This is a genomic window from Arthrobacter sp. MA-N2 (assembly GCF_000517125.1).
GTDB lineage: Bacteria > Actinomycetota > Actinomycetes > Actinomycetales > Micrococcaceae > Arthrobacter > Arthrobacter methylotrophus.
Genome location: NZ_KI912155.1, coordinates 944,111 through 969,222, shown reverse-complemented (window position 1 = coordinate 969,222; position 25,112 = coordinate 944,111). Strand labels below are relative to the sequence as shown.

At 64.3% G+C, this 25,112-nt stretch carries 19 protein-coding genes; 11 read left to right on the top strand and 8 right to left on the bottom strand.

Annotated features, from left to right (window positions below; translation table 11 throughout):
* A complete protein-coding gene (aceB, locus tag A3M3_RS0104980) occupies positions 1-1,596 on the bottom strand; it encodes a malate synthase A (protein WP_028265423.1) in 1,596 nt (531 codons plus the stop codon).
* A 14-nt stretch (positions 1,597-1,610) separates the two neighbouring features.
* Positions 1,611-3,020, bottom strand: a complete 1,410-nt coding sequence (locus tag A3M3_RS0104975) for an NAD-dependent malic enzyme (RefSeq protein WP_028265422.1) — start codon at positions 3,018-3,020, stop codon at positions 1,611-1,613.
* A 210-nt stretch (positions 3,021-3,230) separates the two neighbouring features.
* Here A3M3_RS0104975 and A3M3_RS0104970 point away from each other — a divergent pair, with 210 nt between their 5' ends.
* Positions 3,231-3,986, top strand: coding sequence for an IclR family transcriptional regulator (locus A3M3_RS0104970; RefSeq protein ID WP_028265421.1), 756 nt, complete (start codon positions 3,231-3,233; stop codon positions 3,984-3,986).
* Positions 3,987-4,134: 148 nt separating this feature from the next.
* Here A3M3_RS0104970 and A3M3_RS0104965 read toward each other — a convergent pair whose 3' ends face one another.
* On the bottom strand, positions 4,135-5,634 hold the full coding sequence (locus tag A3M3_RS0104965; RefSeq protein ID WP_028265420.1) for a nucleobase:cation symporter-2 family protein: 1,500 nt from the start codon (positions 5,632-5,634) through the stop codon (positions 4,135-4,137).
* Between the two features lie 171 nt (positions 5,635-5,805).
* Positions 5,806-6,720 carry a factor-independent urate hydroxylase gene (pucL, locus tag A3M3_RS0104960; protein WP_028265419.1) on the bottom strand — a complete coding sequence of 305 codons (915 nt, stop codon included), beginning with the start codon at positions 6,718-6,720 and terminating at the stop codon, positions 5,806-5,808.
* Between the two features lie 424 nt (positions 6,721-7,144).
* On the opposite strand from pucL, the gene A3M3_RS28410 reads away from it, so the two are divergent.
* Positions 7,145-7,321: a hypothetical protein gene (locus A3M3_RS28410; protein ID WP_197023118.1), complete on the top strand. Its 177-nt coding sequence runs from the start codon at positions 7,145-7,147 to the stop codon at positions 7,319-7,321.
* 124 nt (positions 7,322-7,445) lie between these two features.
* On the opposite strand, the gene A3M3_RS27280 is transcribed toward A3M3_RS28410, so the two are convergent.
* Together A3M3_RS27280 and A3M3_RS0104945 are read right to left on the bottom strand one after the other, a co-directional pair.
* Positions 7,446-8,237 carry a DUF2510 domain-containing protein gene (locus A3M3_RS27280; RefSeq protein ID WP_081736690.1) on the bottom strand — a complete coding sequence of 264 codons (792 nt, stop codon included), beginning with the start codon at positions 8,235-8,237 and terminating at the stop codon, positions 7,446-7,448.
* Positions 8,238-8,271: 34 nt separating this feature from the next.
* Positions 8,272-9,675 carry an 8-oxoguanine deaminase gene (locus A3M3_RS0104945; RefSeq protein WP_051423294.1) on the bottom strand — a complete coding sequence of 468 codons (1,404 nt, stop codon included), beginning with the start codon at positions 9,673-9,675 and terminating at the stop codon, positions 8,272-8,274.
* A 376-nt stretch (positions 9,676-10,051) separates the two neighbouring features.
* On the opposite strand from A3M3_RS0104945, the gene A3M3_RS0104940 reads away from it, so the two are divergent.
* The 5 genes from A3M3_RS0104940 to A3M3_RS0104920 all read left to right on the top strand — a co-directional run bounded on the left by A3M3_RS0104940 (position 10,052) and on the right by A3M3_RS0104920 (position 17,433).
* Positions 10,052-10,546, top strand: a complete 495-nt coding sequence (locus tag A3M3_RS0104940; protein ID WP_028265417.1) for a nucleoside deaminase — start codon at positions 10,052-10,054, stop codon at positions 10,544-10,546.
* Positions 10,547-10,561: 15 nt separating this feature from the next.
* Positions 10,562-12,133, top strand: coding sequence for an NCS2 family permease (locus A3M3_RS0104935; RefSeq protein ID WP_442853110.1), 1,572 nt, complete (start codon positions 10,562-10,564; stop codon positions 12,131-12,133).
* A gap of 301 nt (positions 12,134-12,434) precedes the next feature.
* The gene (locus tag A3M3_RS0104930; protein WP_028265415.1) at positions 12,435-13,655 is read left to right on the top strand and encodes an XdhC family protein; all 1,221 of its coding nucleotides are present in this window, start codon (positions 12,435-12,437) and stop codon (positions 13,653-13,655) included.
* Entirely contained in the window at positions 13,646-14,605 is a 960-nt protein-coding gene (locus tag A3M3_RS0104925; RefSeq protein WP_028265414.1) for an FAD binding domain-containing protein, read from the top strand. Before A3M3_RS0104930 ends, A3M3_RS0104925 begins: the two co-directional genes overlap by 10 nt.
* 2 nt (positions 14,606-14,607) lie before the next feature.
* Positions 14,608-17,433 (top strand): molybdopterin-dependent oxidoreductase, encoded by a 2,826-nt coding sequence (locus tag A3M3_RS0104920; RefSeq protein ID WP_028265413.1) that lies wholly within the window; start codon positions 14,608-14,610, stop codon positions 17,431-17,433.
* 37 nt (positions 17,434-17,470) lie between these two features.
* Here the strand turns inward: A3M3_RS0104920 and nboR are convergent, their stop codons facing one another.
* Positions 17,471-18,127, bottom strand: coding sequence for a nicotine blue oxidoreductase (gene nboR, locus A3M3_RS0104915; protein ID WP_028265412.1), 657 nt, complete (start codon positions 18,125-18,127; stop codon positions 17,471-17,473).
* Between the two features lie 190 nt (positions 18,128-18,317).
* Between nboR and A3M3_RS0104910 the strand changes: the two genes are divergently transcribed.
* Positions 18,318-18,512, top strand: coding sequence for a YegP family protein (locus tag A3M3_RS0104910; RefSeq protein WP_028265411.1), 195 nt, complete (start codon positions 18,318-18,320; stop codon positions 18,510-18,512).
* A 55-nt stretch (positions 18,513-18,567) separates the two neighbouring features.
* On the opposite strand, the gene aceE is transcribed toward A3M3_RS0104910, so the two are convergent.
* Positions 18,568-21,324 (bottom strand): pyruvate dehydrogenase (acetyl-transferring), homodimeric type, encoded by a 2,757-nt coding sequence (gene aceE / locus A3M3_RS0104905; RefSeq protein ID WP_028265410.1) that lies wholly within the window; start codon positions 21,322-21,324, stop codon positions 18,568-18,570.
* A 342-nt stretch (positions 21,325-21,666) separates the two neighbouring features.
* Here aceE and A3M3_RS0104900 point away from each other — a divergent pair, with 342 nt between their 5' ends.
* The 3 genes from A3M3_RS0104900 to A3M3_RS0104890 all read left to right on the top strand — a co-directional run bounded on the left by A3M3_RS0104900 (position 21,667) and on the right by A3M3_RS0104890 (position 24,879).
* A complete protein-coding gene (locus tag A3M3_RS0104900; RefSeq protein ID WP_028265409.1) occupies positions 21,667-23,235 on the top strand; it encodes an NCS1 family nucleobase:cation symporter-1 in 1,569 nt (522 codons plus the stop codon).
* Between the two features lie 99 nt (positions 23,236-23,334).
* Positions 23,335-24,093 (top strand): aspartate/glutamate racemase family protein, encoded by a 759-nt coding sequence (locus tag A3M3_RS0104895; RefSeq protein ID WP_028265408.1) that lies wholly within the window; start codon positions 23,335-23,337, stop codon positions 24,091-24,093.
* A gap of 21 nt (positions 24,094-24,114) precedes the next feature.
* Positions 24,115-24,879, top strand: a complete 765-nt coding sequence (locus A3M3_RS0104890; RefSeq protein ID WP_028265407.1) for an SDR family oxidoreductase — start codon at positions 24,115-24,117, stop codon at positions 24,877-24,879.
* The last annotated feature ends 233 nt before the right edge of the window (positions 24,880-25,112 follow it).

Here is a 25,112-nt window from a genome sequence, read left to right as displayed (position 1 = left end):
CTACACCAGCTCGTAAGCGGGAGTGGTGAGGAAGTCCGTGTAGTCCTCGGAGAGACAGATGTCCCCGATGAGGCGGCTGGCGGGCTCGTAGAACTTCTCGAAGGACTCGGCGTCAACCTCGCTGCGCAGACGATCGGTCTCCTCGCCCAGGATACGGGTGACCAGTTCGCGGGTCACCGTGTTGCCGGTGTCAGCCAGGACGGACTTGTTGCGGATCTGCTGCCACACCTGGGAACGGGAGATTTCCGCGGTGGCGGCGTCTTCCATGAGATTGTGGATGGCAACAGCGCCGCTGCCGGAGAGCCATACGGCGGTGTACGCAACAGCGACGTAGAGGTTCAGGCGAAGCCCGGCCTCGGTCACGTGGCCACCGGCGGAGGAAATGTCCAGCAACTGTTCGGCTGTGACGGAGACCTCGGGCCGCTGCTTGTCCAGCTGGTTCGGCTTGTCGCCCAGGACCGAGTCGAACACTTCGCGGCAGGTGGAGACCAGATCCGGGTGGGCCACCCAGGAACCGTCGAAACCGTCGTTGGCTTCGCGGGTCTTGTCGGCCCGGACCTTCTCGAAGGCCTGTGCCGTGACTTCGGGTTCGCGGCGGTTCGGGATGACCGCTGCCATGCCGCCCATTGCGAAAGCGCCGCGCTTATGGCAGGTCTTGACCAGCAGTTCCGTATAAGCGCGCATGAACGGGGCCGTCATGACCACGGACGCACGGTCCGGCAGGATGAAGGACTCGCCGGCATCGCGGAAGTACTTCACGATGCTGAACAGGTAGTCCCAGCGGCCGGCGTTCAGGCCGGAAGCGTGGTCGCGCAGCTCGTAGAGGAACTCGTCCATTTCGAACGCGGCCGGGATGGTCTCGATCAGCATGGTGGCGCGGACGCTGCCCTGCGGGATCCCGAGGTAGTCCTGGGCGAAGACGAAGATGTCGTTCCACAGCCGGGCCTCGAGGTGGCTTTCCATCTTGGGCAGGTAATAGTACGGGCCCTGGCCGTTGAGCAGGAGCTGCTTGGCCACGTGAAAGAAGTGCAGGCCGAAGTCCACCAGCGCGCCCACGGTGGGTTCGCCGTCGAACAACAGGTGCCGTTCGTCCATGTGCCAGCCACGGGGGCGCGCGACGACGACGGCGAGCGGCGCGTCCGTGCGGAGCCGGTACTCCTTGCCTTCCGGGGAGGTGTAGCTCAGGGTGCCCTGGGCGGCGTCGCGGAGGTTGAGGATGGCGTCGATGACGTTCGCCCAGGTCGGAGTGCTGGCGTCCTCGAGGTCGGCGAGCCATACCTTGGCGCCGGAGTTGAGGGCGTTGATGGCCATTTTGGCGGGGGAAGCCGGGCCTGTCATCTCAACCCTCCGGTCCTGCAAGGCCGCGGGTGCCTCGGCAACTTTCCAGTCGCCGTCGCGGATGCCCTGCGTTTCCGGAAGGAAGTCGAGGCGGCCGGTACGGGCCACTTCTTCACGCTTGGCCGTGCGGGCCGCGAGGAGCTCGCTGCGGGTGCCGGCGAAGCGGCGGTGCAGTTCCTCCACGAAGGCCAGCGCCTTGGGAGTCAGGATTTCCTCGGCGCGTTCGATCGGCCGGGGGTCTGTGACGATGAGAGCCATGGGGTGGTCCTTTCCTAGAGAGCGCTAGTGGCCGTGGCGGACGCTGCAGCTGCCGCTTGCGCAACCGCATTGGCCACGTCGGCGGCAACGTGGGGATCGAAGACGCTGGGGATAATGTAGCTCGCATTCAGTTCATCATCCGCAACCCGGTTGGCGATAGCCTCTGCGGCAGCTACGAGCATCTCCGGGATGATGTCCGATGCTCCGGCGTCGAGCAGTCCGCGGAAGAAGCCCGGGAAGGCCAGCACGTTGTTGATCTGGTTCGGGAAGTCGCTCCGGCCGGTGGCGACCACCGCGGCGTGCTTGGACGCAATCACCGGGTCGATTTCCGGGGTGGGGTTGGCCATGGCGAAAACGATCGCGTCCTCGGCCATCGAGGCGACCTGCTCTTCGCCGATCACGTGTGGAGCGCTGACGCCGATGAAAACATCGGCACCCTTGAGGGCTTCGTGCAGCGTGCCGGAGAAGCCTGCCTCGTTGGTGTTCGCGGCGATCCAGGTGCGGTGCTCGTCGTCGTACTTTTCGCCCGAGTGGATGGCGCCGGAACGGCCCGCCGCGACGATGTGCTGCGCGCCCTGGGCCTTGAGGAGCTGGATGATGGCTGAGCCCGCAGCGCCGACGCCGGAGACCACGATCTTGACCTCGGAGAGCTTCTTGTCTACTACGCGTAGCGCGTTGACGAGGGCGGCGAGGGTGACGATCGCCGTGCCGTGCTGGTCGTCGTGGAAGACGGGGATGTCCAGCTCGTCGCGGAGCCGCCTCTCGATTTCGAAGCAGCGCGGAGCGGCGATGTCCTCGAGGTTGACGCCGCCATAGACCGGAGCCAGGGCCTTGACGATCTTGATGATGTCTTCGGTGTCCTGGGTGTCCAGGCAGACCGGCCACGCATCGACGTTGGCAAACTGCTTGAACAGCGCGGCCTTGCCTTCCATGACCGGCAGTGCGGCGGCGGGGCCGATGTTGCCGAGGCCAAGGACCGCGGAACCATCAGTGACGACGGCGATGGTGTTCCGTTTGACCGTGAGGTTGCGGGCAGCGGCCGGGTCTTCGGCGATGGCGAGGCAGACGCGTGCGACGCCGGGAGTGTAGGCGCGCGAGAGGTCGTCGCGGTTGCGCAGGGCCACCTTGGGGACGACCTCGAGCTTGCCGCCCAGGTGCATGAGGAAGGTGCGGTCCGAGACGTGCTGGACGGTGACGCCGTCGAGCGCGTTGAGGGCGTCTTTGACGCGGTTTGCGTGGTCTTCGTCTGTTGTGTTGCACGTGACGTCGACAACCAGGGTGTCGTGGTGGGACTCGCTCACGTCCAGCGCGGTGACGGCTGCGCCTGCGGCAGCGACGGCCGCCGCCAGCTCGCTTGTGGCGGTGAAGCTCGACGGCGCGGCGACGCGCAGGGTGATCGAATTTCCGGGGCTCGGGTTCGCCATTGAATTTCCTCCTCGTACAGGCCCGTAACGGGCCTCCGCTCAAACGAATGTTTTCGTATTATGGATATTATTATCTACAAAGTGGAAACACAAGCCCTCGTTGTGTGGGTAAGCATTCCGGCGTCGCGTGCTGTATCTTGAGTGTTCTAAGCAATTCTTTTCACGATGCGGATAAGAGTTGTCAGATTCCGAGCCATAGGAGACAACGGAATGGCTGAAAAGCCCTCGGGAGGCGTGCAGTCCGTCGAGCGCGTCTTCGAACTGCTGGAACTCATCACCGACGCCGGCGGAGACGTGACGTTGAGCGAGCTGTCGTCGTCAACAGACCTGCCGCTCCCCACCATCCACCGCCTGCTGCGCACCTTGGTGTCCCTCGGCTACATCCGGCAACTGCCTAATCGTCGCTACGCCCTGGGCCCCCGGCTCATTCGGCTGGGAGAGGGGGCCAGCAAGCAGCTCGGAGCCTTGGCGCGTCCCCAGCTGAAGTCACTCGTGGACCGGCTCGGCGAGACGTCCAACATGGCTGTGCTGGATTCCGACATGGTCATCTACGTGGCCCAGGTTCCATCCCTGCACTCAATGCGCATGTTCACCGAGGTGGGCCGTCGGGCCCATACGCACGACACCGGCGTCGGCAAGGCCATCCTGGCCCAGCTGGATGACGAGGTGGTCCGCGGCATCGTGGCCCGCACGGGCATGCCCACTCCCACGGCAAAGAGCATCGGGGACATCGATTCCCTCCTTGCTGACTTGAACCGGATCCGCGAACGTGGCTATTCGATCGACGAGGAAGAGCAGGAGGTCGGCGTCCGTTGCTTCGCGATGGCCGTCCCCAATGCGCCCACGCCGACGGCTATCTCCGTTTCCGGACCGGTGTCCCGTGTAGACCAGCACTTTGCCGACCGTGCGGTTCCTCTCCTTCGCGAAGCAGCGCAGGCGATTTCCGACGAGCTGAACCAGAACTAGCGCCCCCTTTTCGCGCCTTTCTCGCGCGAACTGGCAGTTGTTGCCCCTTTTCTTGCGAAGTAGGGGCATTAGCTGCCTGTTCGCGCGGAAACGCTGACGCAAATGCCGCCCGACACGTGTGTGGGGCGGCATTTGCGATTAAGAGCCGTCAGTGCTCGACGGCGGTGGTTGGGGTGGTTGACTTGAGCGGCACTTCCTTGCCTTCGGCGTCGATCAGCTTGCCGTTCTCGAAACGGTCGCCGTGCGCGAGGCAGGCAATGTCCGCTTCGCTGACCACGCGTCCCGTCCCTGCCACGAACACCGACTGGTTGTCCGAGTTGCCGGCCTTGAAGTGGTTGAACAGGACATTGAGAAGGATTGCCATGAGGGCCGCCGAGCTGATGCCTGAGTGGAAGATCGTGCTAAACCACGCAGGGAACTGGTCGTAGAATTTCGGGGCCGCGATCGGGATCATGCCGAAGCCGATGGATGCAGCCACGATGATCAGGTTCATGTTGTTGCGGTACTCCACCTTGGAGAGCGTCCGGATACCGCTGGCGGCCACGGTTCCAAAGAGTACGACGCCGGCGCCGCCCAGGACGGGCGTCGGAACCGCCGCGACGACCCGGCCCAGGACGGGCAGCACACCGAGCACCACCAGGATGAGTCCGCCGGCGCTCACCACGAAGCGGCTCTTGATGCCGGTGATTGCCACGAGGCCGACGTTCTGGGCAAAGGCGCTCTGGGTGAAGGAATTGAAGATCGGCGAGACGGCGCTGGAGAGCATGTCCGCTCGAAGGCCGTTGCCGATGCGCTTGGAATCGACCTTGGTTCCCACGATTTCGCCGACGGCGATGATGTCCGCCGAGGTCTCGGTCAGGGTGACCAGGATGACGATCAGCATGGAGACGATTGAGGCGATCTCGAAGGTTGGGGCGCCGAAGGCGAAGGGGGTGGGGAAGGCCACCACCGGACCCTGGCCGACCTTGGAGAAATCAGCCATTCCCGTGGCGAGGGCAATGATGGTTCCGATCACCATGGCAAGCAGGATGGACAAGCGCGAGATGGCCGCATTGCCGATCTTGCTGAGAAGCAGGACGATTCCCATCGTGGCCGCGGCGAGGCCGATATTCGCCACGCTGCCGTAGTTGGGCGCGGTGCTGTTGCCGCCCATGGCCCAGTTGGCTGCAACCGGCATGAGGGTTAGCCCGATAGTGGTGATGACTGTACCTGTGACGACGGGCGGGAAGAATTTGATGATCTTGGAGAAGAGGGGGGTGATGACCAGCCCGATCAAGGAGGCCACCATGACCGAGCCGAACACCGCTTGGATCCCGCCGCCCCCGTTGACGATCGCCACCATGGTGGAAACGCCGGCGAAGGACACTCCCTGGACCAGCGGCAGCTGCGATCCGAAGAAGGGGATGCCGATGGTCTGCAGGATGGTGGCGAGGCCGCCGACGAAGAGGCAGGCCGCGATCAGGAGGCCGATATCCTGCGAGGACATGCCTGCCGCCGCTCCAATGATGAGCGGCGGAGCGATGATCCCGCCGTACATGGTCAAAACGTGCTGGAAGCCGTAGGCGAATGTGCTCCCGATCGAGAGGCGCTTGTCCTCGGGCCGGGCCGGCACGGGCTCTGCGGGAGGGGTCTTCTTCTTGATGTTCATGGCAGACTCTCTTGGTTCATGGCAGACGTCTTTGTCTGGCTAACAATGTCTGGCTAACAAATGTTGAGTTTTGGGTACGGCCGCCCAACTGACTCGCATTTGATGTCGCTTTGACGCTCCAAAACGACACTTACTGCGAGTCAGTTGGGCGGGTACCCGGGGGCTGGGGGCTTAGCAGAATCCGGCGATGCCGCTCCAGGCGATGGGGGCAGGCGTGGTGTCGTCGCGCTGGACCGTGGCTTCGATCAAGCCGTACGGGCGGTCAGCGGCGAAGAAGACCTCGTTGGGGTTGTCGAGGCCGAACGGGCTAAGGTCCACCAGGAAGTGGTGCTTGTTGGGCATGGAGAACTTGATCTCGTCCACTTCGCTGTGGGCTTCGAGGACCTTCTTGCCCATGTCGAAAAGGGTCTGCTGCAGGGCGTGGGAGTAGTTCTCCGTGAAACCCTCCAGGAGCAGGGCTTTGATGTCCTCGTAGCTCTTGTTGAAGTCCGTCCCGGCAAGGTCCAGGCCGGTGCTGTAGCGCCAGCGGGCCGAAACGTCGGTGGCGAGGATGCGGTCCGTGGTTTCGGGCAGCGTGGTGTACCGGTCGCGGGGATAACCCACGAAGCCGGACTGCGTGGTCTTGAGGACGGTCAGGTCCTTGAGGCCGGAAATGACGTGCGTGGTGTTGCCTTCGCGGACCACGACGGCGGTGCGGACTTCCTGACCCTTGCGGACAAAGCTGTGGTCGTGTTCGGAGCCGTGGGCTTGGATGCGGTCCCAGGTGTAGGCCTCGGCTTCCCACCGGCCGCCGGTGACCCACTCGAAGCCCGAGGTGAAGTGTTCGCTCAGGCGCAGGAGGAAGGCCTCGGGGGAGCCGATGCCGTCACGGGCAAAGGCGTAGATGGTGTTCTTCTGGGTGTCCGTGGCGACGATGTGTGCGTTGTCGCCTTGGAGGTGCGCAGCCTGGAAGTCGCCACGCAATTGCGACGTGACGTTAAGGTCTTCGATCTGGTGGCGGTCGGTATCGCGGGTGACTTTGACGACGCGGACTTCTGCCTTGCCGTACTGGTTGTCGCCGAGGACGATGTTGTTGCTCATGGTCATATCCCAACTTCTATGAGGTGGAAACACTAAGGTCCACCAATGAAATTAAGCGCGTGTTTCATACGCGTTTCTGGTGGAGCCGACCCAACAAAAAAGAGCCGGCATCCGTTGATGCCAGCTCATTACGACCCTGCCTGCTGCTCCCAGGTTACGTGACCTGCGCCACGAATTGAAAAAAGCGTAGCCCATGTTTGCTAGTGGTGTACATCACCCTTGGAGAATCGTTATCTACTTTCCGAATGTGACCGCCACTGTCCGACGGCGGGAGCGCGGTCCGGCGGGCGCCTCTTGACGGGATTTCGGGAGGGCTTTAGTATTTTCCATATAACAAAAAAACTTTTCCAAGATGCGGAATGACTCTCATGTCTGAGAGTCTCGGTGCGCATCGCCACAGATAACTTGAACGTATGAACGAGGAGGACAGATGGACTCGCAGGATAAGAACAACGTGGTCGAATTCCCGGCGCCCGGCCAGGAACTGTACCTGCCGTTCGGCGCTACGGATCCTGACTTTTACATTCCGGCCGACTGTGACCGCAAGCCCGGGACATTCTCGCGATGGCTGCGCGCAATTCCGGCCTTCGGCCAACAGCGTTCCTAGGGCGCCTGCCCCTGGGGATGAATGACTCTTCGCAACAGAGCCAAAAGGCGGGCGGCACTGACCCCTCTCGGGGTGGTGCCGCCCGCCGCTTTGCGTTCCGTGACAGAACGTCAGCCGGGGGAATCTACATAGTCATGGCCCTGGCGATGGTCGAAGCAATCATGCTCACTTTGACGGCCACCAGGATGAAGCCCAGAGCAAACAGGCCAATCAGTGCCCAAACCGGCGCGAGTCCGCGCTGTGGGGCGACCTTGTGGACGATCACGGAGCGGCCCACCACGTAGACTCCCGCGCCGAGGAAAGCCCATGCCCAGTGGAAGGGGCGGACCACACCGTCCCTTTGCAGCTTTTGCCAGTCGAGGTAAGACAAGAGAACGCTGACCCCGTAGATGAGCCAACCAGTGGCGATGAGCAGGAAGTATGGAACGCCGAAGGAGCCGGGATCGAGGACCGGCACACGTCTGGCGCCCGCATACCGCAGATGGAAGACCGGGTTCCAGATAAGCAGGATGATCAGCGTGATCACCGGCAGCAGCGTTACGAGCCAGATGAATGGGTTGTAGACCGGGGTCTGCTTGCCGATTTCCGGGCGTGGCGTGGGCTGGATCGGGCCCGCGTATTGCCCGGGCCCCCCATATTGCCCGGGCCCGGCGAATTGTCCAGGCCCCCCGTATTGTCCTGGCCCCCCGTATTGTCCTGGCCGCGCGGCCGAGGGCCACGCTGCACCGGGCTGACCTGTGCCGGGCTGACCTGCGCCGGGCTGGCCTAACCCCGTCTGGGCGGCCGCGGCTTGTCCCGGTGGATTCCACGCGGTTCCGGTCCAGGCGTTGCCGTCCCACCACCGTAGTTGCCCTGAGCCTGAGGGGTCCGGGTACCAGCCTGGAGGGGTCGGCGTGTTGTGCTGGGGGACGGTCATGATATGCCTCCTGATCTACGACCTAATCGAGAGGCTACTCCAAACCTCTGATGATTTTCTGTGCGGCGGCTGTATGTTTGGCAATAAGTTCCGGGATGTCCAGATCCGGAATCCGGCCGTCCACCACGCGCCACTTGCCGCCCACCATGACGCGGTCGGCGCGGTCCGCCGCGCAGAGCAACAATGCCGCGATGGGATCGTGGCTGCCGGAGAATCGCAGCCCGTCCAGCGTGAACATGGCAAGGTCAGCCTGCATTCCGGGGGCGATCTGGCCAATGTCCGTCCTGCCCAGGGCTGCGGCGGATCCCCGCGTCGCCCAGCCGAGGGCTCTCTCCACGGGGACGTCCGCGCCATAGCGGAGCCGCTGGAGGTATAGCGCTTGCCGCGCTTCGAGGATCATGTTGGAAGCATCGTTCGACGCCGAGCCGTCCACTCCCAGCCCCACCGGAACCCCGGCGGCCTCGAGTTCCAACACCCTTGCGGTGCCGGACGCGAGCCGCATGTTCGACGTCGGGCAGTGCGCGACGGCGGTGCCCGCGGCACCCAGCCGGGCGATCTCGTCGTCGTCGAAATGGATGCCGTGACCAAGCCAGGTTCGCTTGCCAAGCCAGCCCACACTGTCCAGGTAGTCCACGGTGCGCAGCCCGAACATCTCGCGGCAAAAATCTTCCTCGTCGACGGTTTCGGCGAGGTGCGTGTGGAGCCGGACATCCAGCCGTTCGGCCATGGCGGCGCTCTCGGCCATGATCTCCCTGGTCACTGAGAACGGTGAACAAGGGGCCAAGGCAATTTGGATGACCGCCCCGTCTCCGCGTTCGTGGTACTTCCCGATCAGCCTTTCGCTGTCCGCCAGGATCACCTCCGGGCGCTGCACGGTGGACCGCGGCGGCAGGCCGCCGTCGTCCTCGCCCAGCGTCATGGACCCGCGGGTGAGCATGGCGCGCATGCCGAGTTCACGCACGACGCCGGCCTCAACATCGATCGCGTCCTCGAGTCCCGCGGGGAAGAGGTAGTGGTGGTCGGCTGCGGTGGTGCAGCCGGAGAGCAGCAGTTCCGCGAGGGCCACTTTGGCGGCAAGCTCCAGGCTGTCCGGGGTGAGGCGGGCCCAGACGGGATAGAGGTTCTGCAGCCAAGGGAACAGTGGCGCGTTGGCCACCGGGCCCCAGGCGCGCGTGAGCGTTTGGTAGAAGTGGTGGTGCGTGTTGATGAGCCCGGGCAGCAGGACATGGCGCCCGGCGTCGAAGGTTTCATGGCAGGGTGCGGAAGGTTGCTTTCCGGCGGGGACGAGCTCGGCGATTTTGCCGCGGCTGACCACGATGCCGCCGCCGGCGTCGAGTCCGTTGGCGGTGAAAGCTGCGAGGGGGTTCTTGATCCAGAGTCGGTGAGGGCTTGGATCCGTTGCTGGGGCTGCTGGCTGGAAATCGGATTTCGGGGACATGGGAATCCTTGACTGGTCGGCGTAGTTGCGTTCCAGCTCAGTGGTTCCTGTCTGCTGATCCAGGTTCCGGAGGTCAACCCTGCCGGTGGCACCCAGCGTAGGTGGCTCGCTGAAGCGCGTCAATGTGACCGGCGCCGGCACTCGGCACCCGGCCGCAAATTTCGCATCTCGAAATTTTTTTTCCAGAACCTATGGCGCGGCTCACATCTCCGGTGCTAATCTCAATTTGCCAAAGGCGGGCACCCGGGCTCCGGGAAGCTATGTACCAGGCGAAACCTTCAAAAGCACATGCTGAAGCCTGGTAATCGCAGCACTGGTCTGTCATGTTCAGATGCCTCCCTGGTTACAGGCTTCCTCCGCACTAAGGAAGTCGCACATGAGTACCACCGTCACGGCCGAACAATTTCTGGCCACCTCCATTGAGCTGGCAACAGCCAATGTCCTCAACAGCGGCGGGCCGTTCGGCGCCGTCATTGTCACCGCGGACGGCCGCGCCTTCGAAGGCGTCAACCGGGTCACCGCAAGCAACGACCCCACGGCGCACGCCGAGGTCACCGCCATCCGCAATGCCTGCCGCGAGCTCGGCACCTTCGATCTCAGCGGAGCCACCCTCTACACGAGCTGCGAGCCATGCCCCATGTGCTTGGCCTCGGCCCTCTGGGCACGCATCGGCAACGTGGTTTTCGCAGCCGACCGGCACGACGCCGCGTCCGTCGGCTTCGACGACGCCGTCTTCTACGAATACTTCGAGAACGAGGACCGGGACAAGCTCATGCCGGTCACCAAGCTGGAGCTGGGCGACCCCCAGGCGCCGGCCATCCTGGAACCGTTCAACACCTGGAACACGCTTGACTCCAGGATTGACTACTAGGGCCCGGTGGCTGAAATGACAATCCTGGACCCCGCAGAAATGCGAACGGCAACTGAAAAGCAGGCTGCGCCCTCCGGCGCAGGGCAGACAGAGGCACGCGAAAAGCCCGCGGCAACCGGACTGGCACAGCGGGGGAGCAGCCCCAAGCCCCCGGCGTCGAACTCCTTCCTGGACGGTTTCTTCCAGATCACCAAACGTGGCTCCACCCTGGCCCGCGAATTCCGCGGCGGCATCGTCACGTTCTTCACGATGGCCTACATCGTGATCCTCAACCCCCTGATCCTGGGCGGATTCTCGGCCCAGAACGCGCCCACGGACGTTGCTGGCGGATGGTTGTCCGCAGCGCAAGTGGGGGCGGTCACCGGCCTGACCGCCGGTGTCATGACCGTCCTCTTCGGCCTGATCGCGAACCTGCCGTTCGGGCTCGCCGCGGGCTTGGGCATCAACTCGTTCCTGGCAGTCGCCGTCATCCACGAAGTCACTTGGCCGGAAGCCATGGGCCTGGTGGTCATCAACGGCATCCTGATTGTCCTGTTCGGCGTCACGGGTGCCCGGACTGCGATCTTCAAGGCTGTCCCCAAGGAGCTCAAGGCCGCCATCACCGTCGGCATCGGCCTGTTCATCGCCTTCATCGGCTTCGTCGACTCCGGCTTCGTCCGCCCCACCAAAGGCGGACCCCCGGTTCAGCTCGGCACGGATGGTTCCATCACCTCCATCCCCACCCTCGTTTTCATCGTCGGTCTGTTGGTCATGGGTATCCTCGTGGCCCGCAGGATCCAAGGCGGCCTCCTGATCGGAATCGTCGCCACCACGGTCCTCGCCGCCGTCGTCGAGGCCGTCATGCACATCGGAGCTGGCAGCGCCGCCAATCCCGGTGGCTGGCACCTCAATACTCCGGTACTGTCCGGCCAGCTGGTCTCCGCCCCGGACTTCAGCCTGGTGGGCCATTTCGACCTCTTCGGCTCGTTCACCCGGATCGGCGGGCTGGCGGCCACGATGCTGGTGTTCACGCTCGTGTTCACCAATTTCTTCGACGCCATGGGCACCATGACCGGTCTCGCCAAGAGCGCCGGCGTGGCTTACAAAGACGGCACGTTCCCCAAACTGAAGTCGGCCTTCATCGTCGAAGGCCTGGGCGCGGTAGCCGGCGGCGCGACGTCGGGCTCGTCAAACACCGTGTACATCGATTCCGCTGCCGGCATTGGCGAAGGTGCCCGCACCGGCCTGGCTTCGGTGGTCACGGGCCTGTTGTTCCTGGGCTCGATGTTCCTGACCCCGCTCACAAGCGTGGTTCCGCTCGAGGTCGCAGCCGCAGCCTTGGTGGTAGTGGGAGCCATGATGATGGCACAGATCCGCGAGATCAAGTTCTCCAAGTTCTCGGTGGCCCTGCCGGCCTTCCTGACCATCGTCACCATGCCCCTGACGTACTCAATCGCCAACGGCATCGGCGTCGGGTTCATCTCCTGGTCCGTGATCCACGCGGCATCGGGCAAGGGCAAGAAGGTCCATCCGCTCATGTGGGTGGTGACCCTGGGCTTCCTGATCTACTTTGCCCGCGGGCCGATCAGCACCCTCTTGGGATCGTGACCTAGGATAGCGGGCCATTGAGACGGCGGTCCGGCCGCGCTTCACCGCAATGAATAGGCGTCCGCCGATCGCTCTCCAACCGCACAGGACGGACGACGACGGCGGACGGCGGCAAAGCGCGGCTGCTCCGCCCAGGACCGGGGTGGGAAATGAGAGGCCCGCCCCGGTCCTCTTCACCCAACGGGCTGTTTGTTTACCCGAAGCCCTCCTGTACAGACGCAAGGAATGAGAATATGAGTCAAGATCGCACACTGCCCCGGGCGGGCCTCCGGCCCGGGACCGCGGTAAAGGAAGTGGCGCCATGCTGGATTTGATGCCTTCTCTGGGCACATGGCGGCCTGCGGTCTCCGGCCAGCGCTGCGCCGTCGCCACGATCGTGGCCGCGGAAGGCTCCGTGCCCAGGCCCCTCGGCACATCCATGCTGGTCTCCGAATCCGGCGATGTCCTCGGCAGCCTCTCCGGAGGATGCGTGGAAGGCGCCGTGGTGGACGCCGCCCTTGAAGCAATGCGCGACGGCGGCAGCCGCCTTGAGTGGTTCGGCTACAGCGCCGAGGACGCATTCGCCGTCGGGCTCAGCTGTGGCGGCGAGCTGGAAGTACACATCCAGCCAATCCAATCAACCAGCGCCGCCGGCCTGGACCTGGCTTTGCTGGGTGCCGTGAACGGCCGGCCGTCTTCCGCGGCACTCATCCGCAGGCTCGACGCTGCAGGAGGCGCCGTGGTGGTCCTTGATCCGGTGCACTTTTCCGCCGAAGGTTCACCGGAACTCTCTGCGCTGCTTGGCGGGGATGCCGCCGTGATCCGTGCGGCAGCGCAGCTCGATCCGCTCCTGCAGGGTGGCCGCGCAGGGCTCGTACGCGTGGCCCCGGACGAAGGCTGCGGGGGCGCCGCGCCGGAAGCCGAATCCATTACCGTCTTCGTGGAAAGCCGCTTGCCCGCACCCCGCATGCTCATCTTTGGTGCCAACGACTTCGCCGCGGCACTGCTCCCCGCCGGGAAGCTCCTGGGCTACGAGGTCACCCTCTGCGATGCCCGGCCCGCGTTTTCGGGCCAAGACCGGTTCCTCGCCGCCGACAATCTCGTCACCGACTGGCCGCACCGCTACCTGGCCGCAGAAGCAGCCGCTGGCCGGATCGATCCCCGCACGGTCGTATGCGTGCTGACCCACGATCCCAAGTTCGACCTTCCACTGCTGGAAACCGCCCTTGGCCTGGGCCTGGCGTATGTGGGAGCCATGGGTTCGCGGCGGAGCCACCGGCAGCGGATCGATGCGCTTGCCGCTCGGGGTGCCACGGCCGTGGAGCTCGAACGCCTGCATTCGCCGATCGGGCTGGACCTCGGTGCCGTCACTCCCGCCGAGGTGGCGGTCTCCATCACGGCCGAGATCCTCGTTTCCCGTGCTCCGCGAACACCTCGAGCTGCTTCCGGCTGGGGTTCCCTCAAGGACGGCGCAGGCCCGATCCACCAACGCACCCCCGCGAACTGCACTGTGGAAGACAGCAAGGTGAACCCATGGACATGAACACCATTGAAGCCGTGGTTGCCACCACCGATCCGGGCCAATGGCGCGACGGCGACGCCTGGCTTGCCGGCGGCACAGTCCTGTTCTCCTACGGCAGCCCCGTGTCTACCGAAGAACCACTGAAGCGGTTGCTGGACCTCGGCCATGCCGGGTGGCCCGCCGTGACCGTGAGCGACGACGGCATCGAGCTGGCTGCCACCTGCACCGTCGCGGAGCTGTACGCGCTCCCGGCGTCGCACGCCGTGGCGGGACGCGACTGGCCGGGACTGGACATGTTCCGTCCGTGTTGTGATTCGTTCGTCGCTTCTTTCAAGGTGTGGAACATGTCCACCGTTGGCGGCAATCTGTGCACTTCGCTCCCGGCGGGTCCCATGATTTCGCTGTGCGCCGGCTTGGATGCCACGGCCACCATCCTTGGCCGGCACGGCAGCAGCCGCACTATTCCGGTGGCCGAATTCGTGACCGGAGACGGAAAGAACTGCCTGGCACCCGGCGAGCTCCTGCGCAGCATCCAGCTGCCGGCGTCGTCCCTTTCTGCTCGGGTCGCTTTTCGCCGGCTCTCGCTCAGCAACCTCGGGCGCTCCGGAGTGCTGCTCATCGGAAGACTCGACGCCGATGGCAGTCTGGTCCTCACCGTCACCGCTGCCACCAAGCGGCCCGTGCAGCTGCGGTTCGCCGCAGCTGAGCTGCCGGACGCCGGCCAGCTGGCCGCCGCCGTCGAACGCTCCATCCCCACCGAGCTGTACCACGACGACATCCACGGGCTGCCGGAATGGCGCCGTGACATGACCTTCCGGCTTGCCGAGGAGATCCGTGCGGAGCTGCTCAGCCGGACTTCAGACGAAGCGCAATTCGCGGTCTCGGGCGATTTTTGGCCGCCGCACGCCACGTCACCCCAACCGTCCACCCAAGCAGCATCATTCGACACAGAACAGCAGAAGGACGCCTGAGCATGGCAATCGAGATCAACGGAACGGCCGCCGAGGCCGCACCCCGCCCGGGCCAGTGCCTGCGGACGTTCCTGCGCGAACAGGGGAACTTCGGCGTCAAGAAAGGGTGCGACGGCGGGGACTGTGGTGCCTGCACCGTCCATGTGGACGGCAAACCCGTGCATAGCTGTATCTATCCGGCCATCCGCGCCGAGGGGCACACGATTACCACCATCGAGGGGTTGTCCGGTGCGGGAGTGTCCGGTGGGGAAGAGCTACATCCCGTGCAGCAGCAGTTCCTGGAGAACCAGGGCTTCCAGTGCGGCTTCTGCACAGCAGGCATGATGATGACTGCCGCCACCTTCGACGAGGAACAAAAGGCCAACCTGCCGCGCAGCCTCAAGGGAAACCTGTGCCGCTGCACAGGCTACCGCTCCATTGCGGACGCTGTGTGCGGCGTCGCCCGCAACGGGCAAGACACCTCCGACGGCGGTACGGCAGCTCTGGCCTCCTCCGGCCAGCTCGGCGACGACGTCCCCGCCCCGGCAGGCCACGCCGTCGTCACGGGCACAGCCCGCTACACCCTCGACGTACCGGCGGAGCAGCTCCCGGGACTGCTCCACCTCAAACTGCTGCGCTCGCCCCACGCGCACGCCCGGATTGTCTCGATCGATACGACGGCGGCCCTCCAGGTTCCGGGCGTCGTCGCCGTGTTCACCCACGAGGATGCGCCGGCCCAACTGTTCTCGACAGCACAGCACGAGATTTACACCGATGATCCTGACGACACCAGGGTCCTCGACGACGTGGTGCGCTTTATCGGCCAGCGGGTTGCCGCCGTCGTCGCCGAATCCGTGGGCGCAGCGGAAGCCGGAGCGCGGGCCATCAAGGTGCAGTACGAACTCCTCGACGCCGTCTTCTCGCCGCAGGACGCGTTGCTGCCAGGTGCGCCTGCGATCCACGGGGAGAAGGATGCGGAGTCGGCCCGCATATCCCGCCCGCAGGACAACGTCGTGGCGGAGGCCCATTCCGAGCTCGGGAACGTCGAAGCCGGGTTCGCCGAGGCCGACTTCATCCATGAGAACACGTATCAAACCCAGCGGGTGCAGCACGTCGCCATGGAAACGCATGCCTCCATCGCTTGGATTGAAGCTGCCGGGAACCCCGGGGAGGACCGGCTCGTGGTGCGTTCCTCCAGCCAAGTCCCCTTCCTGGTCCGGCGCACCCTGGCCCGCGTGTTCGATCTCCCCGAGGCCCGCATCCGGGTGGTGGCCGGCAGGGTAGGCGGTGGCTTCGGCGGCAAGCAGGAAGTGCTCACCGAGGACCTCGTGGCAATGGCGGCCCTTAAGCTGCGCCGGCCTGTGCAAGTGGAGTTCACCCGCACCGAACAATTCACTGCCACCACCACGCGCCACCCCTTCACCATCAAGGTCAAAGCCGGAACCAGCCGCGGCGGCCGTCTGACGGCGCTGCAGTTGGACGTGGTCACCAACACGGGGGCGTACGGAAACCATGCGCCCGGAGTCATGTTCCACGGTTGCGGGGAGTCCTTGGCTGTCTACAACTGCGCGAACAAGAAGGTGGACGCACAGGCTGTTTACACCAACACCGTTCCGGCCGGGGCCTTCCGCGGTTACGGCTTGAGCCAGATGATCTTCGCGATCGAATCCGCCGTGGACGAGCTCGCTGTTGGAATCGGCATGGATCCGCTGGACTTCCGCCTCAAGAACATGGTCCGGCCCGGTGACCATATGCTCTCCACCAACCCGGAACCGGAAGAGGACGTCTTTTACGGCAGCTACGGCCTGGACCAGTGCGTGGCGTTGGTCCGTGATGCGCTCGAGCGGGGCGAGAAACGCTACCGGGACGCCGGCCTGGACAACTTCGGCCCGGGGTGGGTCACCGGCGTCGGCTCCGCGCTGTCCATGATCGATACCGTTCCGCCGCGCGGCCACTTCGCCCACACGCGCCTCAGGCTCCTTCCGGACGGCACGTTCGACGCCGCCGTCGGGACCGCCGAGTTCGGCAACGGCACCACCACGGTCCACGCCCAACTGGCCGCGACGGCCCTTTGCACCGGCGCTTCGCAGGTGGCCGTGCGCCAGTCCGACACGGACCTCGTGGAACACGATACCGGCGCGTTCGGCTCCGCTGGCACTGTGGTGGCTGGCCAGGCCACCCTCCTCGCGGCGCAGGAGCTCGCACTCCGGATCCGGGCTGCGGCGGCCGCGCTCGCGGGTGTTGCGGAGGCAGACTGTGTGCTTGAGGAATCTGCGGTGCGCTGCGGTGAGCGGCTCGTGACGCTGAAGGAGGTGTTCGACGCCGCGCAACAGCAGGGCATGGAACTCGCCACTGAGGGCCGTTGGGGAGGCACCCCACGTTCGGTCGCGTTCAACGTCCACGGGTTCCGGGTGGCCGTGAACACCGGCACGGGGGAGCTACGGATCCTGCAAAGCGTGCAGGCGGCCGATGCCGGCGTCGTGGTCAATCCGCGGCAATGCCGTGGTCAGATCGAAGGCGGGATCGCCCAAGCGCTGGGTGTCGCCCTGTACGAGGAAGTCCGCGTGAACGACGCTGGCAAGGTCACCACCGACATCCTCCGGCAGTATCACATTCCTTCTTTCGCGGACGTGCCACGCAGCGAGGTCTATTTTGCGGCAACGAACGACCGGATGGGGCCGCTCGGTGCGAAGTCCATGAGCGAGAGTCCGTTCAACCCCGTGGCACCCGCACTGGCCAACGCGATCCGGAACGCCACCGGGGTGAGGTTCGCCTCGCTCCCCATCGCCCGGGACAAGATCTATCTGGCGCTCAAGGACGCCGCCCCCACCCAACTAACTCGCATTTAACGTCGTTTTGAGGGGTTTTAGCGACAACAACTGCTAGTTAGTTGGGTGGCTGGTCGCTGAGGAGGCGCAGCTGGTCCTTCGTGTCCACGTCCGCTCCGTCGGCGAGGTCGCTGCAGTCCACGACATCCACCAAACCGGGGTGCGCTGTGAGGAAGCGCCGCGCTCCCGCGTCCCCGACTGCGGACCCGGCCACCTCGGCGCGAAGGGCCGCGTCGATGATCAAGGGATGGCCGCGCCGGAGTTTCGCGGTATGGCCACTCTCGAACGCGGATTCCGCAGCGCCGGCTTCCGGGTATCCCGCTGCTGTCACGCGGCCGGGTCGGTGTGCGGCCAACAGCCGGGCGACGACGGCGGGGGTCACCCCGGGCTGGTCCACCAACGCCACCAGGACGTTGTGGCCGTCGGCCGCAGCGGCAAGACCTGTCCGGAACGAGCCGGCCATGCCGGACGCCCACTCCGGGTTGTCGACCACGAGGTACTTCGCCAAGTCCGTGGCGCGACGGACTTCCTCGGCTCCGGCTCCAAGCACCACCACTACCTCATGGCAACCGCCGTCGAGCAAGGTCTTGGCAAGTACCTCCACCAAGGTGTGGCCGCGGTACGGCAGCAAGGCTTTGGGACCCAGGCCCAAGCGCGTCCCTGCGCCCCCGGCCAACAGCACACCGGTGGTGGAGGCGGGGCTGGTAACGTTCATGGGTTCACCCTATCCATGGGCCTCTGACCTTACTTTTCTTTCCGAGATACGTCTACCGATAAAGGTTGAATATTACCCGTGGGTAGGCCTTCTGGGACACTCCCATGCCGGATATTCTCTTAGGGACTTTACGAGAGTCAGTGGTCATCGGAAGGGATGCAACGAGGCATCCGCGGTGGAAAGAGGGTTTATGTCTGGCATTTTCGAAATCTTGGCAACAGGGGAGCAATCCTTTCGATTCCGGCTCAAAGCCGATGATGGAACCGTAGTGGCGGTGTCGCCCAAGTTCCCGGATATCGCGGCCCTCGTGGCCGGAATCCATGCAGTCAGGGAGAATGCCGCCACAGGATTCGTGGTGGATCACCGCTCGCTCGGAGCGCAATAACAAAATCGGCGGTGGCGCTCATAGGGCGCCACCGCCGATTTTTTATTGCTGCGTCCTAGCTTTCGCCCCCTGCCCCGCCGGTGGTTCCGGCGGTGACGTCCAGCAACTTGTACCGGTCAATGGCGTACGACGGCGCGCTCGGGTCGACTTCGCCTCTGGCGGCGAGGAGTTGGAGGGTTTTGGTGACGATGGAGTGGGTGTCGTTTTTGAAGTAGCGGCGGGCGGCTTGGCGGGTGTCGGAGAAGCCGAAGCCGTCGGCGCCGAGGGAGGCGAATTCGTTGGGGATGAATTGGCGGATTTGGTCGGGGACGGCTTTCATGTAGTCGGTGACGGCGATGACGGGTCCGGTGGCGTTGGCGAGTTGTTGGGTCAGGAAGGGGGTGCGGGGTTCTTCGCCGGGGTTCAGGAAGGCGTGTTCTTCGGCGGCGAGTCCGTCGCGTCGGAGTTCGTTCCAGGAGGTCACGGACCAGACGTCGGCTGAGACTGCCCAGTCGGTGGCGAGGATGTGTTGGGCTTCGATGGCCCAGGGGACGGAGACGCCGGAGGCCAGGATGTGGGCGCGGGGCCGGTTGTTGTGTTGTTGTGTTGGTTCCGCGGGGGAGAGGAGGTAGATGCCTTTGAGGAGGCCTTCGGTGTCGAGGTTTTCCGGTTCCGCGGGTTGGTTGATGGGTTCGTTGTAGACGGTGAGGTAGTACATGAGGTTGCGGTCTTGGGAGTCCGGTCCGTACATGGTTTCGAGTCCGTGGCGGATGATGTGGCCGATTTCGTAGCCGTAGGCGGGGTCGTAGGTGCGGACGGCGGGGTTGGTGGAGGCCAGGATGGGGGAGTGGCCGTCGGCGTGTTGGAGTCCTTCGCCGGTGAGGGTGGTCCGTCCTGCGGTGGCGCCGATGATGAAGCCGCGGGTCATTTGGTCCGCGGCGGCCCAGAAGGCGTCGCCGGTGCGTTGGAAGCCGAACATGGAGTAGAACACGTAGATCGGCACGAGGGGTTCGCCGTGGGTGGCGTAGGCGGTGCCGGCGGCGGTGAACGCGGCGACGGCGCCGGCTTCGTTGATGCCGGGGTGGATGAGTTGTCCCATGGGGGATTCCTTGTAGGCCAGGACGAGGTCCCGGTCCACGGAGAGGTAGTTCTGGCCCTTGGGGTTGTAGATTTTCGCGGTGGGGAAGAACGCGTCCATGCCGAAGGTGCGTGATTCGTCCGGGACGACCGGGACGAAGCGTTTCCCGAAGTTCTTGTCCCGCATGAGGTCTTTCAGGAGCCTCACGAAGGCCATGGTGGTGGCGGCTTGTTGTTTGCCGGAGCCGCGTTTGGCGACGTCGTAGGAGGTGGCCTCGGGCAGGGTGACGGGGGTGTGGGTGTGGCGGCGTTCGGGCACGGGCCCGCCCAGGGCGGCGCGGCGTTCCATCATGTACCGGATTTCCGGGGCGTCGGGGCCGGGGTGGTAGTACGGGGGCCGGTAGAGGTCGGTGTCGAGTTGTTCGTCGGTGATGGGGATGCGCAGGTGGTCCCGGAAGGCTTTGAGGTCTTCCATGGTGAGTTTCTTCATCTGGTGGGTCGCGTTGCGGCCTTCGAAGTGGGGTCCGAGTCCGTAGCCCTTGACGGTCTTGGCCAGGATCACGGTGGGTTTGCCCTTGAATTCGGTCGCGGCCTTGTACGCGGCGTAGACCTTGCGGTAGTCGTGGCCGCCGCGTTTGAGGTTCCAGATCTGTTCGTCGTCCAGGTCCGCGACCATGTCCTTGGTGGCCGGGGTCTTGCCGAAGAAGTGTTCGCGGACGAACCCGCCGGACTCGGCCTTGTAGGTCTGGTAGTCCCCGTCGACGGTTTCGTTCATGATCTTCACCAAGGACCCGTCGGTGTCCTTGGCCAGGAGGGCGTCCCATTCCCGGCCCCAGACGACCTTGATCACGTTCCAGCCCGCGCCGCGGAAGAATGCTTCCAGTTCCTGCATGATCTTCCCGTTGCCCCGGACCGGTCCGTCCAGGCGCTGGAGGTTGCAGTTGATCACGAAGTTCAGGTTGTCCAGGTTCTCGTTCGCGGCGAGCTGGAGCAGGCCGCGGGACTCGGGCTCGTCCATTTCCCCGTCGCCCAGGAACGCCCAGACCTGCTGGTCACTGGTGTCTTTCAGGCCGCGGTCGTGCAGGTAGCGGTTGGACTGGGCCTGGTAGATCGCGTTCATCGGGCCGATCCCCATGGACACGGTGGGGAATTCCCAGAACGCGGGCATCAGGCGCGGGTGGGGGTAGGAGGAAAGGGCGTGGCCTTGTTTGGACTTTTCCTGCCGGAACCCGTTCAGGTCCTCTTCCGTGAGCCGGCCTTCCATGAACGCCCGGGCGTACATGCCCGGGGACGCGTGTCCTTGGAAGAAGACCTGGTCTCCGCCGCCGGGGTGGTCCTTGCCGCGGAAGAAATGATTGAAACCGACCTCGTACAAGGTCGCGGCACCGGCATAGGTCGAGATATGCCCGCCGACCCCGATATCGGCCCGCTGCGCCCGGTGCACCATCACGGCCGCGTTCCAGCGCATGTACGCCCGGTACCGTCGCTCGAATTCCTCGTTGCCCGGGAACTGCGGTTCCTGGTCCGCCGGGATCGTGTTCACGTAATCAGTCGTCGTGACCATCGGTACCCCGACCGACTGCGAACCCGCCCGCTGAAGCAGGCTACGCATGATGAACTGCGCCCGCTCCGTGCCCTGCTCCCTGATCAACGCATCCAAAGACTCAACCCACTCGGCAGTCTCTTCCGGATCACGATCAGGCAGCTGGGAAGTCAACCCGCTAAGGATGTGTGAGGTCTCTTCTCCTGCAGCCACGTCCAACCTCTCTTCATTGAATGTCTGGGCGCTTGCACTGTAGTGCTCGCTGAAACGACATGGAAATTTCGTAATGTGAGAATAAAATTCTGTAATTTGAGATTAGCCACGGGCTTGCTCAGCGTCAATCTGTCGTTACGGAGGCGAGTGCCCGCAAGGCTTTTCGGCGCCAGGCTGCCGTTTGTGACCGCCGTCGGCCGCGGAGCCCTTGACCAATGGTGACGTAGCTCATACAGTTATTCCACTATTCAATAACTAGATTCCACGATACGAAAAGCTTTATTCCCTCTCGCAGTGTCTCGGAAGCCTAGTTGCAGCACCACAAAGAAGTGGAGATCCACGATGCAAGCGACTCCCCCAGTCGGCGTCACCACGGCCCCGGAGCAGACCGCGCTGCCAGGCAGCTCCGTCCATCCCTCAGTAGGAAATGAAACACTTTGCGAGGTAGCCTCCGTCGCAGCAGGCAGGACCATCAGCCCCAGCCTGTACAACCTCGACCTTGCGCCCACGAAGAAGGAGGGGAGGCGCTGGACCAGCTACAGCATCTTCACCCTCTGGGCCAATGACGTCCACAGCCTTGGCAACTATGCATTCGCCATCGGGCTCTTTTCCCTTGGCCTGGGTGGATGGCAAATCCTCGTTGCCCTCGGCATCGGTGCGGTTTTGCTGTTCACACTCCTGACCTTCTCCGGATTCATGGGCCAGAAAACCGGAGTCCCCTTCCCCGTGATGAGCCGGATCAGCTTCGGTATCCGCGGGGCGCAGCTGGCCAGTCTGGTCCGCGGCGCCGTAGCCATCGCATGGTTCGGAATTCAGACCTATCTCGCCTCCGTAGTACTCCGCGTCATGCTCGTCGCCATGTTCCCCGGACTGAAGGACATGGATGCCAACTCGATCCTGGGATTGTCCACCCTCGGTTGGATCGCCTTCGTGTCGCTCTGGATTGTTCAGTTGGTCATTGTCAGCTTCGGTATGGAGATGATCCGCAAGTATGAAGCCTTTGCCGGGCCCATCATCCTTGCCACGATGCTGGCCATTGCCATCTGGGTGTTCGCGGAGGCCGGGGGCGCCATCCAATGGTCCGGCATCAAAGGCCTCGAGGGCGGCGAGATGTGGCGCACGATCTTTGCCGGCGGCGCTCTCTGGGTCTCCATTTACGGAACTTTCGTCCTGAACTTCTGCGACTTCACCCGTTCTTCGGTATCCAGGAAGTCGATTGTCCGTGGCAACTTCTGGGGCATTCCCATCAACATGCTCCTGTTCGGCGCAATTGTCGTGATCATGGCCGGCGGCCAGTACAAGATCAACGGCAAGATTATCGAAAGCCCCTCGGACATTGTGCAGAGCATCCCCAACACGCTCTTCCTGGTCCTGGCCTGCCTGGCCTTGTTGATCCTGACGATCGCAGTGAACCTCATGGCCAATTTCGTGGCGCCCGTCTACGCCCTGACCAACCTCTTCCCCAAGCACCTCAATTTCCGCAAGGCAGCTTGGGTCAGTGGAACCATCGGCCTGATCATCCTGCCGTGGAACCTCTACAACAACCCGCTGGTCATCGTGTACTTCCTCGGCGGACTCGGCGCACTGCTCGGCCCGCTGTTCGGCGTCGTGATGGCCGATTACTGGCTCCTGCGTCGGGGCAAGGTCAACATCCTCGACCTCTACACGGACCATCCCTCCGGGACCTACTTCTACAAGCGGGGCGTCAACCCCCGGGCGATCGCCGCCATGGTTCCGGCCGCCGTCGTCGCAGTCCTTATCGCTTTCCTTCCCGCGCTAAAGACCGCAGCGCCGTTCGCTTGGTTCTTCGGCGCCGGCATCGGGGCGTTGTGCTACTACCTGCTCGCAGACAAGAACCAGCGGCACAGCGACGTGTCCGGCGAGCCGATCGCCGTCGTCAGCAACCACTAGCACCCAACTGACTCGCAGTTAACGTCGTTTTGAGCCCTCAGAACGACAATAACTGCGAGTCAGTTGGGCCGCCCCGGGCCCACAATCCAGGAGCAAGCCATGCGCATCCTCGTCGCAAACGTCAACACCACCCAATCCATGACCGACTCCATCGCAGCCCAGGCGCGGAGCATCGCGGCTCCCGGCACCGAGATCATCGGCCTCACGCCGCGATTCGGCGCCGATTCCTGCGAGGGGAACTTCGAAAGTTACCTCGCTGCCATCGCCGTGATGGACCGCGTGGTCAACTACCCCGAACCGTTCGACGCCGTCATCCAGGCCGGCTACGGCGAGCACGGCCGCGAAGGACTCCAGGAGCTCCTCGACGTTCCGGTGGTGGACATCACCGAGGCGGCGGCCAGCACCGCGATGTTCCTCGGCCACAAATACTCCGTCGTCACCACGCTGGACCGGGCGGTTCCGCTCATCGAGGACCGTCTCAAGCTCGCCGGGCTGGATGCCCGCTGCGCCTCCGTCCGTGCGAGCGGCATGGCCGTCCTGGAACTCGAGGAATACCCGGACCGCGCAGTCGAAGCCATTGTGGAACAGGCCGAACGCGCCGTGCGTGACGACAAGGCAGAGGTTATCGTCCTCGGCTGCGGCGGCATGGCGGGCCTTGACGAGCAGATCCGCCAACGCTGCGGAGTGCCGGTGGTGGATGGAGTGGCCGCCTCGGTGACTATCGCCGAGTCGCTCGTCCGTCTGGGGCTGTCCACGTCCAAAGTCCGAACGTATGCCACGCCGCGCCCCAAGACCGTCATAGGCTGGCCACTGACCGTCACAACCACGACGACGGCGGATGCTCCCGCCGCGCACTAGCTCAACAAACAGGAGAACCGCGTGAGCGAAACCATCCCCACCCGGCCCCGCGTCGCCGTCGTCACCGGAGCCGGCTCCGGGATCGGGCGGGCAGTCGCCCGGCTTCTGTTGGCCGAAGGCTACAGGGTTGCCCTCGCCGGACGGCGGGAAGCGCAGCTTCTCGAGACGGCCGAAGGCCACACGGAGGCGCTTGCGGTGCCATGCGACGTGACAGTGCCCGACGACGTCGCGCGCCTTTTCGCCGCCGCCCGCCAACGCTGGGGGAGGGTTGATGTCCTGTTCAACAATGCGGGCATCTTCGGTCCTTCCGGGGCAGTGGACGAGATCAGCGTAGACGAATGGAATGCCACGTTGGCCGTGAATGTCACCGGCTCCATGCTGTGCGCGGCCGAGGCAGTCCGGATCATGAAGTCCCAGGAACCGCAAGGTGGCCGCATCATCAACAACGGCTCCATCTCCGCCCATTCGCCGCGGCCATTGTCCGCGGCGTACACCGTGAGCAAGCACGCGATGAGTGGCCTGACGAAGAGCATCGAGCTGGACGGGCGTCCATTCGGAATAACCTGTGGGCAGATCGATATCGGCAACACCCGCACCGAAATCATGGACACCATCGGCGTGGGCTCGGGGGCGCTCCAGGCTGACGGCAGCAGGCGCGTGGAGCCGATGTTCCCCGTGGAGGACGCTGCCCGCGCGGTGCTCATGATGGCCAACATGCCAGCGTCGGCCAATGTCGGATCCGTAGTGGTGACCGCCGCCGGGATGCCGTTCGTGGGCCGCGGTTAGCTCGCTGGGGTTAGCTAGCCTAGCGTCACGAAGCTCGGCGTCACGAAGCTCGGCGTCACGAAGCTCGGCGTCACGCGACGCAGGTTTTTAGCGCCTCCGGGATGGCTGCAGGCCGGAAATACGCGGGCGCGGCCGCGTCCGCCTGCCAATAACCTGCTCGGTGTGACGCGTCTCTTCGCGTTCCCCCCTGGATACCCCCTCAGCCCAAACTGTGGGGGTATTTCGCGTGTTCA